Annotated in this window: 13 protein-coding genes; 6 read left to right on the top strand and 7 right to left on the bottom strand. The window is 39.4% G+C overall.

Annotation, left to right across the window (positions count from 1 at the left end):
* Positions 1–36: 36 nt before the first annotated feature.
* On the bottom strand, positions 37–876 hold the full coding sequence (locus I6E80_RS02000) for an HDOD domain-containing protein (protein ID WP_024590070.1): 840 nt from the start codon (positions 874–876) through the stop codon (positions 37–39).
* A gap of 295 nt (positions 877–1171) precedes the next feature.
* On the opposite strand from I6E80_RS02000, the gene I6E80_RS01995 reads away from it, so the two are divergent.
* Positions 1172–2872 (top strand): Zn-dependent hydrolase, encoded by a 1701-nt coding sequence (locus tag I6E80_RS01995; protein ID WP_197184652.1) that lies wholly within the window; start codon positions 1172–1174, stop codon positions 2870–2872.
* 41 nt (positions 2873–2913) lie between these two features.
* Here I6E80_RS01995 and I6E80_RS01990 read toward each other — a convergent pair whose 3' ends face one another.
* A complete protein-coding gene (locus I6E80_RS01990; RefSeq protein WP_197184651.1) occupies positions 2914–3318 on the bottom strand; it encodes an HIT domain-containing protein in 405 nt (134 codons plus the stop codon).
* A gap of 111 nt (positions 3319–3429) precedes the next feature.
* Between I6E80_RS01990 and I6E80_RS01985 the strand changes: the two genes are divergently transcribed.
* Together I6E80_RS01985 and I6E80_RS01980 are read left to right on the top strand one after the other, a co-directional pair.
* On the top strand, positions 3430–5655 hold the full coding sequence (locus I6E80_RS01985; RefSeq protein WP_170071749.1) for a S9 family peptidase: 2226 nt from the start codon (positions 3430–3432) through the stop codon (positions 5653–5655).
* 141 nt (positions 5656–5796) lie between these two features.
* Positions 5797–7434 (top strand): methyl-accepting chemotaxis protein, encoded by a 1638-nt coding sequence (locus I6E80_RS01980; protein WP_197184650.1) that lies wholly within the window; start codon positions 5797–5799, stop codon positions 7432–7434.
* 71 nt (positions 7435–7505) lie between these two features.
* On the opposite strand, the gene I6E80_RS01975 is transcribed toward I6E80_RS01980, so the two are convergent.
* From I6E80_RS01975 to I6E80_RS01965, 3 genes are all read right to left on the bottom strand, one after another.
* Entirely contained in the window at positions 7506–9026 is a 1521-nt protein-coding gene (locus I6E80_RS01975; RefSeq protein WP_197184649.1) for a leucyl aminopeptidase family protein, read from the bottom strand.
* A 129-nt stretch (positions 9027–9155) separates the two neighbouring features.
* Positions 9156–10208, bottom strand: a complete 1053-nt coding sequence (dinB, locus tag I6E80_RS01970) for a DNA polymerase IV (RefSeq protein WP_197184648.1) — start codon at positions 10206–10208, stop codon at positions 9156–9158.
* Positions 10209–10600: 392 nt separating this feature from the next.
* Positions 10601–10777 (bottom strand): hypothetical protein, encoded by a 177-nt coding sequence (locus tag I6E80_RS01965; protein ID WP_170071746.1) that lies wholly within the window; start codon positions 10775–10777, stop codon positions 10601–10603.
* Between the two features lie 168 nt (positions 10778–10945).
* Here I6E80_RS01965 and I6E80_RS01960 point away from each other — a divergent pair, with 168 nt between their 5' ends.
* The 3 genes from I6E80_RS01960 to I6E80_RS01950 all read left to right on the top strand — a co-directional run bounded on the left by I6E80_RS01960 (position 10946) and on the right by I6E80_RS01950 (position 13484).
* Complete coding sequence (locus I6E80_RS01960) at positions 10946–11380, top strand: thioesterase family protein (protein WP_197184647.1); 435 nt, start codon at positions 10946–10948, stop codon at positions 11378–11380.
* A 9-nt stretch (positions 11381–11389) separates the two neighbouring features.
* Entirely contained in the window at positions 11390–12442 is a 1053-nt protein-coding gene (locus tag I6E80_RS01955) for an aldo/keto reductase (protein ID WP_197184646.1), read from the top strand.
* A gap of 118 nt (positions 12443–12560) precedes the next feature.
* Positions 12561–13484, top strand: a complete 924-nt coding sequence (locus tag I6E80_RS01950) for an ABC transporter substrate-binding protein (protein WP_083707536.1) — start codon at positions 12561–12563, stop codon at positions 13482–13484.
* Here the strand turns inward: I6E80_RS01950 and I6E80_RS01945 are convergent.
* Both I6E80_RS01945 and I6E80_RS01940 read right to left on the bottom strand, forming a co-directional pair.
* Complete coding sequence (locus I6E80_RS01945; protein WP_024598670.1) at positions 13435–14055, bottom strand: fumarylacetoacetate hydrolase family protein; 621 nt, start codon at positions 14053–14055, stop codon at positions 13435–13437. The two genes, I6E80_RS01950 and I6E80_RS01945, sit on opposite strands and share 50 nt — an antisense overlap.
* A 332-nt stretch (positions 14056–14387) precedes the next feature.
* Positions 14388–16355 carry a response regulator gene (locus I6E80_RS01940; protein ID WP_024598671.1) on the bottom strand — a complete coding sequence of 656 codons (1968 nt, stop codon included), beginning with the start codon at positions 16353–16355 and terminating at the stop codon, positions 14388–14390.
* Between the last annotated feature and the right edge of the window lie 8 nt (positions 16356–16363).

Here is a 16363-nt window from a genome sequence, read left to right as displayed (position 1 = left end):
AAGTTAACCCTTTTAGTTTGCTATGATAAAACATGTTTAGCTAAACATGTTTTTCACATCTTTTAGCATATCGTTGTATTCATCACTTGTGAATAATTGCATTGACGGTATTACACCTTTATCTATATATGTTTGCAGCGCTGCTGACTTATCAGAAACCTGTAATGTTCCCTCTAAAATAGCGCCTACTCGAATAAAGTCTACGTAACTAACTTTATCAGGTTTGTAACTTGGATCTGCCCAGCTTAGAGCTACATCAACAAACTCTTTAGGAAACTCCCACGCTTGCATGATGGATGAGCCAATTTTTCCACTCAGTTTTTGAATTGCGTGAGCTAAAAAGCTTGGATTAGCAAACACTTCAGGGTGGCGCTCAGCTTCAGTTAAAATTGGTAATACACCAATATTATAAACAAGTGCTGCTAATGTAATTGAATCACGATTTAATGAAGTGTGTTTATTGTTTTTTAAGTAAAACTCCATGAGTGTTATTGAATGGCTAGCAACGGTTAATGTTTTTTGCCAAGCCTTACCCATGTAGCCTTTAATCAGCTCATTGTTTGATACAAATAATTGCTCCATGGCCATAGCCGTTGCAATATTTTTAATTTGGCGCAACCCAATACGAGTCACCGCTTGTTGTAAATTAGATACTTTTACAGAACGTCCCATAATCGCACTATTAGCTACTTTTATCATACGAGCTGAAAGCGCTGGGTCTTGTGAGATTACATCTGACATTTGCATTAAGTTCACATCAGGGTTATCTGCAGCTTGGCGAACCTTAATCGCTACTTCAGGTAGCGTTGGTAAAACCAAAGTATCGTTATTTATTCTATCGACTAGAATCGTTAATAAAGCGTTTTCTGTAGACATAAAGCTGCCGTCCTTTTGTGTTCAGCCTGTAAATTAACTGCAAACTCAGGCAGTTAATTTTCGTATTAGTAATATAATTAGTATTGTCTAACTTACCGATAAAGTTAAGAAAATTATAGAAGTTTATTTTATTTATAATGCTTTACCGCTCATGCTTGCCTTACAACGCCAAATACTTGCTATTTACTATTTAGTTTTGCTTTAATGCACTCACGATAAGGAAGCGTTTGTACATATTTAGTTATTTAACTAAGCAGTACAAGTTATTAAACTTACTTTTTTAACAGGCAATATAATGATCTTAAATAAAATTAGCCAAGCAATTATGCTCTCAGGTGTCGTTTTTCTTAGTGCATGTTCTGAACAAGCACCGTCTTCTACCGACAATACAGCCGTAGAGCTTGCTCAAAAAAGCAGTGCACAATCAGGCCCTGAGCTTATTAATACAGATAAACAACGTTTAGATATTTATACCGACTTTAGCCTAGAGGCTGACCTTTCGCATTTGAGTGATAACCAAAAAGCGATGGTGTCTAAGCTTATTGATGCTTCAAAAGTGATGGACGAGTTATTTTGGAAGCAATCTTTTGGTGAGAATAGAGATGCGTTTTTAGCAAAACTCAATGATGAAAAAGTCCGCAAATTTGCCGATATTAACTACGGTCCATGGGATCGCTTAAATGGCGATGAAGCATTTTTATCTAGCTATAAAGAAAAACCTCTTGGTGCACAGTTTTACCCTGCCGACATAACTAAAGAAGAGTTAAATAATGCAGACGTTGAAGACAAAACAGGGCTTTACTCTATAATCAAGCGTGATGAGCAAGGCAAACTTTATAGCGTACCTTACTCTAAAGAATACGCTGTTGAGCTTGCAAAAGCCGCTGACCTTTTACGTGAAGCAAGTAAACTTGCTGACGATAAAGAATTCGCTAATTACCTAAATCTACGTGCTGATGCCCTACAAAAAGATGATTTTCAAGTGTCTGATTTTGCGTGGATGGATATGAAAAACAACCCTGTAGATGTGGTTATTGGCCCAATTGAAACTTATGAAGATCAATTGTTTGGTTACCGCGCAGCGTATGAATCTTACGTACTAATTAAAGATTTAAAATGGAGCGAGCGTTTAGCTAAATTTGCAGCTTTTTTACCTGAGCTTCAAAAAGACTTACCTGTTGATGCTAAGTACAAACAAGAAGTACCGGGTTCTGACGCAGACCTAAATGCATATGATGTTGTTTATTACGCTGGGCATTCAAACGCGGGTAGTAAAACAATTGCAATTAACTTACCAAACGATGAGCAAGTGCAACTAGAAAAAGGGACTCGTCGTCTGCAACTTAAAAATGCGATGCGAGCCAAGTTTGATAAAATTTTAGTGCCAATTTCAGAACAATTAATTGTACCTGAGCAGCGTAAACACATTACCTTTAACGCATTTTTTGCCAATACTATGTTTCATGAAGTGGCGCATGGCTTAGGTATTAAAAATACACTTACGGGTAAAGGTACTGTTCGCCAATCACTACAAGAACACGCAAGTGCACTTGAAGAAGGTAAAGCCGATATTTTAGGTCTCTATATGGTTGAACAGTTACTTAATAAAGGCGAAATTACTGAAGGTACCCTTGAGGATTACTACACAACGTTTATGGCCGGTATATTCCGCTCAGTTCGCTTTGGTGCATCAAGCGCACACGGTAAAGCTAACATGATTCGTTTTAACTTTTTTGCACAAGAAGGCGCATTTTCTAAAAATGACGAGGGTTTATACCGCGTAAACATGGAAAAAATGAGCATTGCAATGGCCAAGCTTTCTCGTCTAATTTTAACCTTACAAGGTGATGGCGACTACGAAAAAGTAGATCAACTAATCGCAACGCATGGCGATATTAAAGAAGAACTAGCTAAAGACTTAGAAAAACTAAGTAAAGCAAATATCCCTGTAGATGTAACGTTTAAACAAGGTAAAGAAGTACTAGGGCTTAAATAAGTTTAGTCAAACTTAGCTAAACCCTAAATAAGCGTTGCAGCTTAAAACTGCAGCGCTTTTTTTATCTCTGTAATTTGTACATCAGTATAAGGGACTGCAGGAAATTTACCCCAAATTGGCGCAGGCCAAGCTGCATCACTCGTAAAGCGTGCAATATGGTGAATATGTAATTGCGGCACCATATTACCCAAAGCAGCTATGTTTAACTTATCAGGGCTAAACACATCCATTAATAATTTACTTAGCTTGGCTGACTCTTTTAAATACACAATTTGATCACCCTCAGATAAATCAATTACCTCTCTTAAGTCAGCCTGCCTTGGTACTAATACAAACCACGGATACTGACTATCGTTTAATAAAAGTACTTTACACAGCGGCCAATCTGCAAGTTCTATACAGTCGCGCTTAAGCTCTGGCGCAAGTTCAAATTTAGGGTTCGTCATAGTTATATCCTACTTTGTCTTTAATAATCGCCACTTTATAGCATTTAGTTGCAGTTGCACACGCTTGGCTTTAACATCAAAGCAATATTTATAATAAGCTAAGGCAACCTTGTGCTAAAAAAAATAAAACACCTCTCACTAGCCCTACCATTAATGGTTGGCGCTATTAGTGTTCAAGCAAAACCTTTATCGTTGGAGCGTATTTTTGACGATCCGAGCCTTTCAGGTAAATCACCTGTACAACTTAAATTTTCGCCTGACGGCAGCCGTGTAACTTACCTGCAAGGTAAAAGCGATGACTACAACCGCTACGATTTATGGGAATATAATTTAAAAGATAACACCAATCGTGTGCTAGTTGATTCGGCAAAATTATTTTCAGGCCCAGAAAACCTATCAGATGAAGAAAAAGCCCGCCGCGAACGCCAACGTATTTTTGGTAAAGGCATACTTGAGTACAAATGGTCTAAGGACGGTAAAGCACTTTTATTTCCACTGAACGGCGACCTTTACTATTACGATTTAGCCTCAGGTAAAAGTAAAAAGCTAACCAATACTGAAACATTTGAAACCGATGCACGCTTTTCACCTAAAGGTAATTATGTATCATTTATTCGTGAACAAAACCTTTATGCTTTAGAGCTTGATTCAGGAAAAGAAATTCAGCTTAGTAAAGATGGCGGTGGCGTAATTAAAAATGGTATGGCTGAGTTTGTTGCTCAAGAAGAGATGAGCCGCATGACGGGTTACTGGTGGTCAGGGGATGAAACTAAAATTGCCTATACCCGCGTTGACGAAACCCCAGTAAAAGAAGCTATCCGTAACGAAATTTACGCTGATGAAGTTAAGTTATTTAACCAGCGCTACCCGTTTACAGGTACCGACAATGTTAAAATTCAACTCGGTGTGGTTAAACTAAACGACCAAAAAGTAGATTGGATTGATTTAGGTAAAGATGAAGACATTTATATCGCGCGTGCTAAATGGCTAAAAGACGGCAATACACTGTCGTACCAATGGCAAAATCGCTCACAACATAAATTAGAGCTTCGTTTTTATAACAGTGAAACTAAAGCACAAAAAGTAGCACTAACCGAAAACAGCGAAACGTGGATTAACCTACATTTTGATCTTGAGTTTTTAAAAGACAAAAAACATTTTGTATGGGCATCTGAGCGCGACGGTTTTAAACATTTATATCTGTATCGCACAAACGGTCAACTTGTTCGTCAAATTACTTCTGGCGATTGGGCTGTTGATAGCTTAAAAGGCATTGATGAGAAAAAAGGCATTATTTACTTTGCTGGTCGTAAAGACACTCCTCTTGAAAGCCATTTATACAGCGCGCCTTTATTTAAAAAAGGCGATGCCAAACGTATCACCGAAAAAGGTCAGTACCATAATGTTGTGCTAGCAAAAGACAGCAAAACCTTTATCGATAATAGCTCATCTGATAATAAACCAAACTCAGCAGCGCTTCGCAAAGTAAACGGCGAGTTTATTACATGGCTTGAAGAAAATAAGCTAGATAGTAATCACCCGCTTACCCCTTATTTAAGCGATTTAACAAAACCAGAATACGGCACAATCAAAGCTGAAGATGGTCAAGTTATGCACTACCGTTTATTTAAGCCAAGTAACGTAACCGATGGTAAAAAGCATCCTGTTATTGTTAACGTATACGGCGGCCCGCATGCTCAGCGAGTAACGAATAGCTGGCGCAGTAAAAACTTGTACTTTCAGTACATGGCGCAACAAGGTTACGTAATTTTTCAACTCGATAACCGTGGTTCGTACAACCGTGGTAAAAAGTTTGAAGATGCAATTTATAAACACTTAGGTGTAGTAGAAGTTGCCGATCAAATTAAAGGCGTAGAGTTTTTACGTACACTTGATTACGTAGATCCACAGCGTATTGGTGTTTATGGCCACAGCTACGGTGGCTACATGGCACTTATGACTATGTTTAAAGCGGGCGATTACTTTCAAGCGGGCGTATCGGGTGCTCCAGTAACCGATTGGGCTCTATACGATACCCATTACACTGAGCGCTATTTAGGTCATCCTGATACCAATGCTAAAGGCTATGAGGACAGCGCAGTATTCCCCTACGCAGATGGCTTAAAAGGTCCATTAATGATTTATCATGGAATGGCTGATGACAACGTGTTGTTTACGCATTCAACTAAATTATTTAAGCAACTACAAGATAACGAAAAACAGTTTGAAATGATGACCTACCCAGGCTCTAAGCACAGCCTACGTGGTAAACAGGTGCAAACACACTTACATCAAACAATTACAAACTTTTTTAATCGTCATTTTGATGTTAAATAATTAAACTATTTTAAAAATAGATAAAGGCTGATTGATAAATCAGCCTTTTTTTGCATTATTACTCGTCGGACCTAGATTAAACTCTCTTTTTAGCTACGCTTATCCTATGCGCTAAAGCGCACACTTTTTGAGGATAAATGTATGCCTAGTCTACGTAGTTTCAGTATATTCCAACGTTTCTCGCTACTTATAGCAATTGTGGTGTTTGGGCTTATAGCGCTTAGTATAGCCAGCTTAACTCACCAATATAGCTCTCTTAAAAACGAGCAGTATCTAAAAACACAAAACGTAGTAGAAACTGCTTACAGTATAATCGAGCACTTTTATGACCTTGAGCAAAGTAATTCACTTACTCAACAACAAGCTCAATCGCAAGCACTTAATGCAATAAGAGCAATGCGCTACGACAAAACCAATTACTTTTGGATTAACAACTATCAGCCCACAATGGTTATGCATCCTATAAAACCTGCGCTTGAGGGAAAAGATTTAACTAATAATAAAGACCCCGATGGCAAAGCATTATTTGTTGATATGGTGAATATAGTTAAACGTTCTGGCGAGGGGTTTATTCCTTATAAATGGCCAAAACCTGATAAAGAAAAACCAGTTGAAAAAATCGCATTTGTTAAAGGTTTCAGTCAATGGCAATGGATTATTGGTTCAGGTGTTTATCTAGACTCAATTGACGCAGCATTTAGCGAGCAGCGTAATCTTATAGTTATCAGTGCTACAATTATGATTATTGCTGTTATTTTACTTAGTTACTTTATAGGCAAGAGCATTTTAATACCTACTCGTTTAGCAGCAGATATGATGAAAGATATTTCACAAGGCGAAGGTGATTTGACCCGCAAATTGAGTGAATCTGGAAATGATGAAATATCTGAACTATCACGCTCGTTTAATTTATTTGCTTTAAAAATGCGAGAGTCACTTGCCCATGTATCTCAAAGCGCAAACGACGTAAGCGAGCATGCGCATACAGTTGATGAATCAAGTAGAACAAGCCACTCATTTATTGAGCTCCAAAACGATAGCTCAACCCAAGTTGCAGCTGCCATGGAGCAAATGACTCACCAAATACATGATGTAAGCCGTAACGCCGAAGCCGCAGAGCAAGCAGCTAAAGACGCAGCACAAAATGCATCAACAGGTAAAAACGTAGTTGCTCAAACAATTACAGCCATAGAAACACTCTCAAGCAACATAGAAACGGTCAGCCGTGTAACAGAAGATTTAGCCAACGAAAGCCACAATATAGGCTCTGTACTTGATGTAATAAGAAGTATATCTGAGCAAACAAATTTACTGGCATTAAACGCTGCCATTGAAGCTGCTCGCGCAGGTGAACACGGAAGAGGTTTTGCAGTTGTTGCTGATGAAGTTCGCACACTTGCAAGCCGTACAGGGCAAAGTACCGACGAAATTCAAACCATGATCACTAAACTACAAGAAGGTGCAAAAGCAGCAGTAGAAGCAGTTAAATCAAGCCAAGCACTTTCGGTTTCTACCGTAGAACAGGCGTCATCAGCCAATACTTCGCTTAATGAAATAGAACGACTTGTTTCAATTATTACCGAAATGAACAGTCAAATAGCACGTGCTACAGAGCAACAAACTCAAGCTGCTGATGAAGTTAATTTACGTATTAATGAGCTATCTCAATCAACTGAGCAGTCACTCAATAATACTAAACAGCTTACCAATGCTAGTGATAACCTTAAACAAAGTAGCCAAGAGCTTTCGAGCGTAGTTAATCGTTTTAAATTAGATTAATCGATAGCATTGTCATAAAATGCAAAAGCCCTGAATTAACAGGGCTTTTTTATCACATATAAACTTTTAGCTTACAAACAGTAACGTGCAAACAAGCTCGTTACTGATGCAGCCGTTGGCTTGCCATGCTGCCAATCACCGCCTTCAACACCGCTACCAGCAATATCCATATGAACATAAGGTAGTGGCTGAACTGAATCGTTACCGTGCTTATCAAGCCCACCAACGATAGCCATAAAGGCCATTGGGAACTGATGACCACGAGCTGTAACAGCCGATGCTGCGTTATTGCTAGATAAAACATCGTCAGCTAGCGTGCGTGGTTTAATAAAGTCGTAATCTTCGCGACGTGAACGCGATACTTCTGCACCATCAGCCCACAAATCACCAAGATCAGCTATTTGACGTGAAACACCTGCGCTACGAGCAGGGCCATTTTCAACATACGCACCGTAAGGACCCATCGCACGTGCCGCGTGACCCGTTAATGTAGCTACAGTAAATAACGTTGGATTGACCTCAGTTTTAGCTAAATCTTTCATTTCGCTAAGCAGGTCGCCCATTGCTAAGCGCCCTTCTGCATCGGTATTACCAATGCGTACACGAATACCTTCGCGACTAGTAATAATTTCATCTGGTACAAAACAATCCGAGCCAATAGAGTTACGAACAACGGCTAAGTACGATACTACTTTAACGCCTTTAGGCTGATAATCCGCAACAGCTTTCATAAAGCCCGCAACAGAAGCTGCGCCGCCTTTATCACGACTCATGCCTGCCATATGGCCGCCTACTTTTAAATCTGCACCGCCTGTATCGTATACAAGGCCCTTACCTACAAACATAAGCGTGCGAGTAATTTCGCCCTCTGGTACATATTCAAGCTTAACAACACGTGGGTGATGGCGCTCAACTGCATATGATGCACGCGCAACAGTGCTTAGCATTGGGTAGTTTTTATCAATAGCTGCAATATCATCAATTACGTCAACCGCAATGTTTGAGCCTTTAAATAAGTCAACGCAGTAATCAGCAAAACGTGGTGGAGCCATACGCTCAGGTTCAGTGCCACATAAATCACGCGCGGCATATTGGCCAGCTGCAATTGCATTAACAGCTTTGATTGTTTGCTCACTTGCGCCAACTAAACCAATTTGAGTAATAGGTTCAATACTTTCACCGTGATATTCACGCGCTTCTAATGGCTGCCATAAGGCTTGGCAAGCGCCTAAATAAGAAACTTCTAAAGCGTGCTGATAACGGCTGTCGCCATTTAAATTTGGTAAAAATAATGCAGGATTAACACTACCCGACGCTTTTGCTTCGTTAATTGCTAATTTAGCAGCATCAAAATAACGGCGAACATCATCGTAATCTCTATTTAACGGACCAGTAGGCGCAAGTACAACGCGCTTGTTTTCAATTACTAATAAAGTAACTTGTTTACCAATGCGAGAATCAACGTTTGCTTGGTCTAAAATAGCATCACGTAATGAGTTATTTGGTAATAAAGAAAAGTCATCACTAATAACAATAAGCGCATCATGTGATGTGCATTTAAGGCTCGCACTAACCGCTTGAGGGTATGCCATAAATAAAGTCCTGTTAGAAAACATAGGCCTCTATTATCGTCGATTTAAATATTGAAGACCAGCTAGGTGCGATGAGCTAATTACACAACTTGTCAATAAATGGCAACTTGGAGTTACAGGCTTTACAGCTTAATCAAGAATACTCAGTTGAAAGTTTTGATCTGGCTCACTTTTAATGCCAACGCCTATGCCAAGTAATCGAACAGGCTGCTGTAAACCTCTTTGATAAGCCTTGGTAAGTAATTGAACAAGTATTTCAGTGTTTAGTTCGTGGTATGCCTGGTCGGCTGAGGTTACTACAAAATTTGCAAACTTCACCTTAACACTCAGTTTATTAATACGGTTTTGTAATTGTTGCTTATTAAGCCTTAAAACTAATTCGTCTAACAATTTTGGCAGCTCATCTAAGCACTCTTGCAAACTTGTTTTATTGTATTCGTAGGTATGTTCAACACTCAGCGATTTTCTTATGCGATCTGTCGATACTTTACCAATATACTCACCTGCACATTTTTGATAAAGCGATACACCAAAATTGCCTACATGTTGCTGCATCCAATTTACGCCCTTTTCACGTACATCTTTGCCGGTATATAAGCCTTTTAAATTGAGTTTTTCGAGCGTTACTTTACCTACCCCCGGAATTTTCCCCAGCGGTAATTGCGCTAAAAAGTCATCGACCTCATGAGGCAAAACGACAAATTGACCATTCGGTTTTTTTTCGTCGCTGGCTATTTTGGCAATGAACTTAATAGGCGCAATTCCTGCTGATGCAGTTAATCCTGTGGCACTGTAAATATCGGCTCTTATTTGCTGTGCAATTAGTGTAGCACTGCCTTTACAAGCGGTGCTGTCTGTTACATCTAGGTAGGCTTCGTCAAGGGAGAGAGGCTCTATTAAGTCTGTATAGCGGCTAAATACTTCGCGTATTTGATTTGAAGCTTCTTTGTATACAGCCATGCGCCCAGGAACAATAACTAAATCGGGGCATAATTGTTTAGCATGATAGTTCGACATAGCCGATCGTACGCCATATTCTCTCGCTATATAGTTAGCGGTTGAGAGCACGCCTCGTCGGCTATTGCCTCCAATAGCAAGCGGTACACATGCAAGTTTAGGATTATCTCGCATTTCTACTGCTGCGTAAAAGCAATCCATGTCTATGTGAATAAACTTCTTCATCACCACAACACAACACAACTGTTTATTTATACAGTCATTATTATGTAATCACTTGTGATAAGCAAGCCTAGGGCCTGTTTATCTTTCGAGGTTAAATTTGCAGCAGTATGTTTGGTATTTAGGCAAGGCAGAGCCTATGAAGTGTGGTTATTCCCCATAAATAGGCGATAACGTAGCACAAATGCCAAACATACGCTGCCCGAAGGGTTCTGCCTAGGGGCAATTTACTCTTTGTTGCTCGGTTTTTACTTATTCTTACAGGGATGTAAGTCAGTAGAATAACGCAGGAGCAGTTATCGAGCCCACTAGGTCACAAACCTCGCGCCGCGATTAAATAGCCCCTAGATTGAACAAATTTTAATCCTGAAAGGTCAACAGGCCCTAGTTAGCGATTAAAAAAAGTGCTTATTATCTTCTGGCTCTTTATGACCACGTAACCAAAACATAACTTCGAAGAAAAACCCCGCTAACATTAAAATAATAGCGCCAGATTCATTACCCATTGCGTAGCAGGTAAATGAGGCTATAAAAACCAAACAAGCTAAAGACCAATTAATTATATTGTGCATACATACCTCTGTGTGTGTTTTTGTGTTTGTGTTTGTCTGTGTAATTTAACTGTAGACCTAAAATTAAATAGGTACAATCATCTTATAAAAAAACATGCTATTAATTACCTTGAGCTCACAACTCCATATTGATAATCTAAATACTTTAAAATTAAGGGCCAATAAATAATGCAAACGTTTAAAGATCAGCACCCTATCCATACCGACATCACCGTAGCGTGGGCTGATATGGATGCACTACAACACGTAAATAATGTAGTGTATTTACGTTACTTTGAAATAGCCCGAATCGACTTCTTAAATAAAATAAATCTGTTCGATACAATAAGCTCTAATGGCGTAGGTCCGGTAATAAGCGAAAACAACATTCGTTATAAACGCCCAGTTACTTTTCCAGATACGCTTACAGTCGGCGTTACTATTTCTGATATAAAAACAGATCGATTTGTTATGAATTACACCGTATTTAGTCACGCGCAAAACGCTATAACAACAACAGGCACTTCAAAAGTGGTTATGTTTGATTTTGAAACAGGCCAAAAAGCACCAATTGCAGAGCCTCTTTTATCAGCGTTAGTTAGCTACTCTCAATACGATCAATAAGGAATTCTCATGCAATACAGCGCACTTGGCAGCAGTGGTATTAACGTTTCAAGAGTATGTTTAGGCAGTATGACTTGGGGTAAACAAAATACTCAAAGCGATGCTGATGAACAAATAGCCTACGCGCTAGAGCAAGGCGTAAACTTTATTGATACAGCCGAAATGTATGCTGTGCCTCCTTCTCCAGAGACCTATGGCAAAACCGAGGAAATTATTGGCGACTGGCTATCGCGTAATCAGCAAAAGCGTGGCGATGTAGTACTTGCCACAAAAATTGCAGGCAATGGATTATCTTGGGTACGTGATGGCGGTAATATTACTCGCCAAACAGTAATAGAAGCCGTGGACGACTCACTTAAGCGTCTTCAAACCGACTACATTGATTTATATCAGCTGCATTGGCCAAATCGCTCTACTCCACACTTTGGCAGACAATGGCCTGGCACACTTAAATTTACCGACGTAAATACACAAGAACACCAAGCTAGTATGCTTGATATTCTACAAGGCCTTAATGAATGTGTTAAAGCAGGTAAAATTAAGCACTGTGGTTTATCTGACGATACGCCATGGGGTATAAGCCAGTTTTTAAGCTTGGCCAAAGAGCATAACTTACCGCGCATGGTATCTATTCAAAATGAGTTTAGCCTAGCGCACGCTAAAGACTGGCCGTATTTAATAGAGCAATGTGTACACGAAGATATTGCCTACTTACCGTGGTCACCTTTAGCCGCCGGTTTATTAACGGGTAAATACCTAAATGGTGCTCGCCCAGAAGGCTCTCGTTGGACCTTCATGCAGCGCAACGGTATTTTTAGAGATACACCAAACGCAGAGCAAGCAACTAAGCAGTATGTTGAACTGGCTCATGCAAACAATATTACTCCAGCACAACTAGCACTCGCATGGTGTAACCAAGTAGATGGCGTCACATCTTCAATTATTGGTGCAACAACCATAGCCCAATTAAAAGAAGATATTGATGCATTTAACATTACATTAAGTGACGAAATCCTCAGCGAAATTAATACTATATTTAAAAACTATCCAATGCCTTATTAAGCGTGTAGCAGTTAAAAAGCAGCCTTGCATAAAGGCTGCTTTTAACTAAAATATTTGACCCTACAACAACCAACACTATACTTTAATTAAGTTTTATTAATTCAACGAATAATTATCAATGCTGAAAAATGGATACTATGCATTTTGCTTATTAATTGTATTTAACGCACATGCCGTTGAGCAGAAAGTACAGCCTCTAGAAGAGATTATTTGGCTGCAAAGTTACACGCCCCCTTTTCATATAGCTAAGAGCGAAAGTGCACCACAAGGTGGAATTTGCGACAATCTAACTGAGCAACTAATCAGAACCATAACTGATGTAAAACATACTCGCTTAATAGTCCCTCAGCAGCGTATAAATAAATATTTAAATGAAGGAAAAAACGTATGTTTCCCATGTGTTATTTATAAAAAATATAATAACCAACTACTTAACTACTCAAATCCAACAACGGTATATCCTCCATTTTCAATTATCACGACAAAAGAGCTAAAGCCACAATTAGAAAAAAAGCACGGTTCACCTATTCATCTTATTAATTTATTAACTGATCCCCAATACGTATATGGACAAGCCGCTGCACGTAAATTTACAACTGAAATTAATACTATTATCGAAAATACAAAACGAGATAAAGAGTCATCGTTAAGTTGGAGCAGTGAAAACGAAAGTCAGGCTGTTATAGCGCGTTTGAGTCACGGATTTTTAGACTATTCAATTGATTACCCGTTTATGGCCGATTACTTTAATAAGCAAGGCGAATTTACGAATATAGAGAGTGTACCAATAGAAGAAAATGATGTTCAATTTATAAGAGGAGCAATAGGCTGTGCGGCTAACGCCCCCAATAATTTTGCAGAGCAAGCGCTCAAAAAAATTAACCGTTCACTAAAAAACAACGTACTACAATCACCTGAGTACCAACAAAGTCAGCATACTTGGCTTAAAACTACCTTTACCGACTTTGATAAACACTACCAACAGCAAGTCATTAATTTTTACTTACTTTCCACTGATGCTCAAGTAAACACTGATCATTAGCATAAAGTGCAACAGCAAAAATACTTTTAGCCGTTACCTCACCTACGCCCGAAGGTGTGCCTGTCATTACTACATCACCGTCCTCGAGGCTCATAAATTCATTAATCTCTTGTAAAATCGAGTCAGGATTATGTAGCATAAAATGAGTATCACCTCGCTGAATCACTTCATTATTAATTTTAAGTTCAAACGTAAAGTGTTTCATAGCATCAGTTAGTTCGACAAAGTCACTTAAAATAACAGAGCCATCAAACGCTTTAGCACGCTCCCATGGAAGCCCTTTATTTTTTAATTTACTTTGTACTGTGCGCTTAGTTAAATCTAAGCCCAACCCAACACCTACAAATTTTTTATCTTTAATTACAAAGCATAACTCGGTTTCATAATGCAGCGTATCGCCGTTATGAGCTGCAAGTAACGTATTAGTAATTGCGCTATTTGGTTTGTTAAATAAAACCATTTGATCTGGCGTTTCGTTATTTAGCTCTGCAATATGTGCGGTATAGTTACGGCCAACACACACTACTTTTGATGGTATTAATTCTTCAGATACTAACTTTATTGAATGCATATAAATAATGTCTCAGTTATTGGACCTGTTGACCTTTCAGGATTAAAATTCGTTCAATCTAGGGGCTATTTAATCGCGGCGCGAGGTTTGTAACCTAGTGGGCTCGATAACTGCTCCTGCGTTATTCTACTGACTTACATCCCTGTAAGAATAAGTAAAAACCGAGCAACAAAGAGTAAATAGCCCCTGGGCAGAACCCTTCGGGCAGCGCATGTTTGGCATTTGTGCTACGTTATCGCCTATTTATGGGGAATAACCACACTACACAGGCTCTGCCTTGCCTAAATACCAAACATACTGCTGCAAATTTAACCTCGAAAGATAGACAGGCCCTAGCTAATAAGCGTTTCAAGTAAGCTCAAATTAATAGGTTTAAGTAAAACTCGGTCTATATTTAAATCTTTTATTTCTCTAGGATCTGGCTCTGCACCACTTACAATTACCAAGCGAAGCTCTGGATATCGCTCATTAATTTGCTGGCCTAAATCAGTGCCACGTCCATCGGGTAAATGCATATCTAGCAATACTTTATTAAATTGCTGGTCGTGATTAAGTATTTGTAAACATTGCGCGCAACTTGACGCAATCACCGTCTCAACACCTAAACTTTCTAAAAGTAGCTGCGTAATTTGCGCTGCATCGTGATCGTCTTCTACCAGTAAAAAACGTTGTTTTTTCTCGGTTAAGCCATTACTACAATGTATATTTTTAGCTTGCGGTGCATGCTCCGGCGCGACTAAATAATCTTGCAGGCACTGGTATAAAGCAGCGCTATCAACGGGCTTTGGTATTACATCGTTAAAGCCAAGGGCTGCAAGCTCTTCGCGTATCCCTTTCATTGTAGCTGCCGTAAGCGCAATTATTGGGCCTTTGTAGCCCATTTTTCTGAGCTCTATGGTAGCTTCCTTGCCGCCCATTACAGGCATATGAATATCAATAAAAATAATATCGTAAGGCGCTTTATACGCATCTGCAATACGCACTTTTTCAAGTGCTTGCTGCCCATGTTCGGCGTAATCTACGCGCGCACCACAGGTACTGATCATATGCCCTACTAACATGCGTAAATCACGTAAATCATCAACTACTAATACTCGCCCATGCACTTTGCATGGGGCCGATTTACTTTGTAGTTGTGGAACGCTGCTAAAATTAAGTACTTGTCGTTCTACTTCGCTAATATCACCTGGATACACCGAAATCGTAAATGTAGCACCCTTGCCAATTTCAGAGTGCAAACTAATATTACCGTGCATACGCGCTAACAACTCAGCACATATTGCCAAGCCAAGGCCTGCACCACCTACAGAGCGTGATTCCACATCGGCTATCTGCTCAAATGGCTTAAATATTAGTTCTTGTTTTTCAGGGGCAATGCCCATGCCTGAATCTTTAATGCTAAAAAATAGCATTTCATGATCATCAACCCACTGCGTCCACGCATTAACAACAATTTCGCCTTTATCGGTAAATTTAACCGCATTGTTTATTAAGTTTATTAAAATTTGGCGAACTCTTGTTGCATCCAGTCGTGCAACTAAGGGCAATGGCTGTTGAGATTCAAAACGCAGTGTAAGGCCTTTATCAAGCACCGATACACGCATTAAGGTGTATACATCGGCAAGCATGCTATCAAGGTTAACTTCGCTTAAGGTCAGTTCGAGTTTATCGGCCGCTATTTTAGATAAATCGAGCACGTCGTTTAACAAGCTCAATAAATGTTTACCATTTCGATAAATAACACCCAATTCATTTTCTGCTTGCTGACTAAAATCGCTCTGCATTAATAATTCGGTGTAACCTAAAATAGATGATAGAGGGGTTCTTAATTCATGGCTCAAATGAGCTAAAAAGCGGTCTTTTGAACGATTTTCAGCTTCGGCTTTTAAACGTTCAACTCGCTCGCCCTCAACATCTTTACGAGCAAGTGCATAACGAATAGCACGTGCAAAACGGCTCGAACTCATTTCTGTTTTTATTAAGTAATCTACTGCACCGGCGTCAAGCGCTGCCGAGTCTAACTCATCGTTTGACTGCCCGGTAAGCATAATAATTGGGCCGCTAAAGCCATTCGCAATGGCCTCTTTTAATACATCTAAACCATTAGATGCACCCAAGCGGTAATCAAGCAGGCAAATGTCGTGCTCATTTTTACTAAGCGTTGCAATTGCCTGCTCTGGGGAGCTTATCCATTGAATGTTAAACGTGTGTGAATCCAATTGGTCCAGATAGTCGCAGGTGAGTATATAATCATCTTCATCGTCCTCTACAAGCAGCAACTGAGTCACTTTATCTAACATACAATCTC

It is taken from the genome of Pseudoalteromonas sp. NSLLW218 (assembly GCF_015864775.1).
Lineage (GTDB): Bacteria > Pseudomonadota > Gammaproteobacteria > Enterobacterales > Alteromonadaceae > Pseudoalteromonas.
Note: the sequence above shows the minus strand (reverse complement) of the source record. Positions and strands in the feature narration are given on the sequence as shown.

Bases quoted from the DNA above. Each gene is read 5' to 3' on its own strand.
- I6E80_RS01940 (WP_024598671.1), bottom strand. From the start codon at position 16,355: ATGTTAGATAAAGTGACTCAGTTGCTGCTTGTAGAGGACGATGAAGAT.
- I6E80_RS01980 (WP_197184650.1), top strand. From the start codon at position 5,797: ATGCCTAGTCTACGTAGTTTCAGTATATTCCAACGTTTCTCGCTACTT.
- I6E80_RS02000 (WP_024590070.1), bottom strand. From the start codon at position 876: ATGTCTACAGAAAACGCTTTATTAACGATTCTAGTCGATAGAATAAAT.
- I6E80_RS01960 (WP_197184647.1), top strand. From the start codon at position 10,946: ATGCAAACGTTTAAAGATCAGCACCCTATCCATACCGACATCACCGTA.
- I6E80_RS01945 (WP_024598670.1), bottom strand. From the start codon at position 14,055: ATGCATTCAATAAAGTTAGTATCTGAAGAATTAATACCATCAAAAGTA.
- I6E80_RS01975 (WP_197184649.1), bottom strand. From the start codon at position 9,026: ATGGCATACCCTCAAGCGGTTAGTGCGAGCCTTAAATGCACATCACAT.
- I6E80_RS01990 (WP_197184651.1), bottom strand. From the start codon at position 3,318: ATGACGAACCCTAAATTTGAACTTGCGCCAGAGCTTAAGCGCGACTGT.
- I6E80_RS01955 (WP_197184646.1), top strand. From the start codon at position 11,390: ATGCAATACAGCGCACTTGGCAGCAGTGGTATTAACGTTTCAAGAGTA.
- I6E80_RS01950 (WP_083707536.1), top strand. From the start codon at position 12,561: ATGCTGAAAAATGGATACTATGCATTTTGCTTATTAATTGTATTTAAC.
- I6E80_RS01965 (WP_170071746.1), bottom strand. From the start codon at position 10,777: ATGCACAATATAATTAATTGGTCTTTAGCTTGTTTGGTTTTTATAGCC.
- dinB (WP_197184648.1), bottom strand. From the start codon at position 10,208: ATGAAGAAGTTTATTCACATAGACATGGATTGCTTTTACGCAGCAGTA.
- I6E80_RS01995 (WP_197184652.1), top strand. From the start codon at position 1,172: ATGATCTTAAATAAAATTAGCCAAGCAATTATGCTCTCAGGTGTCGTT.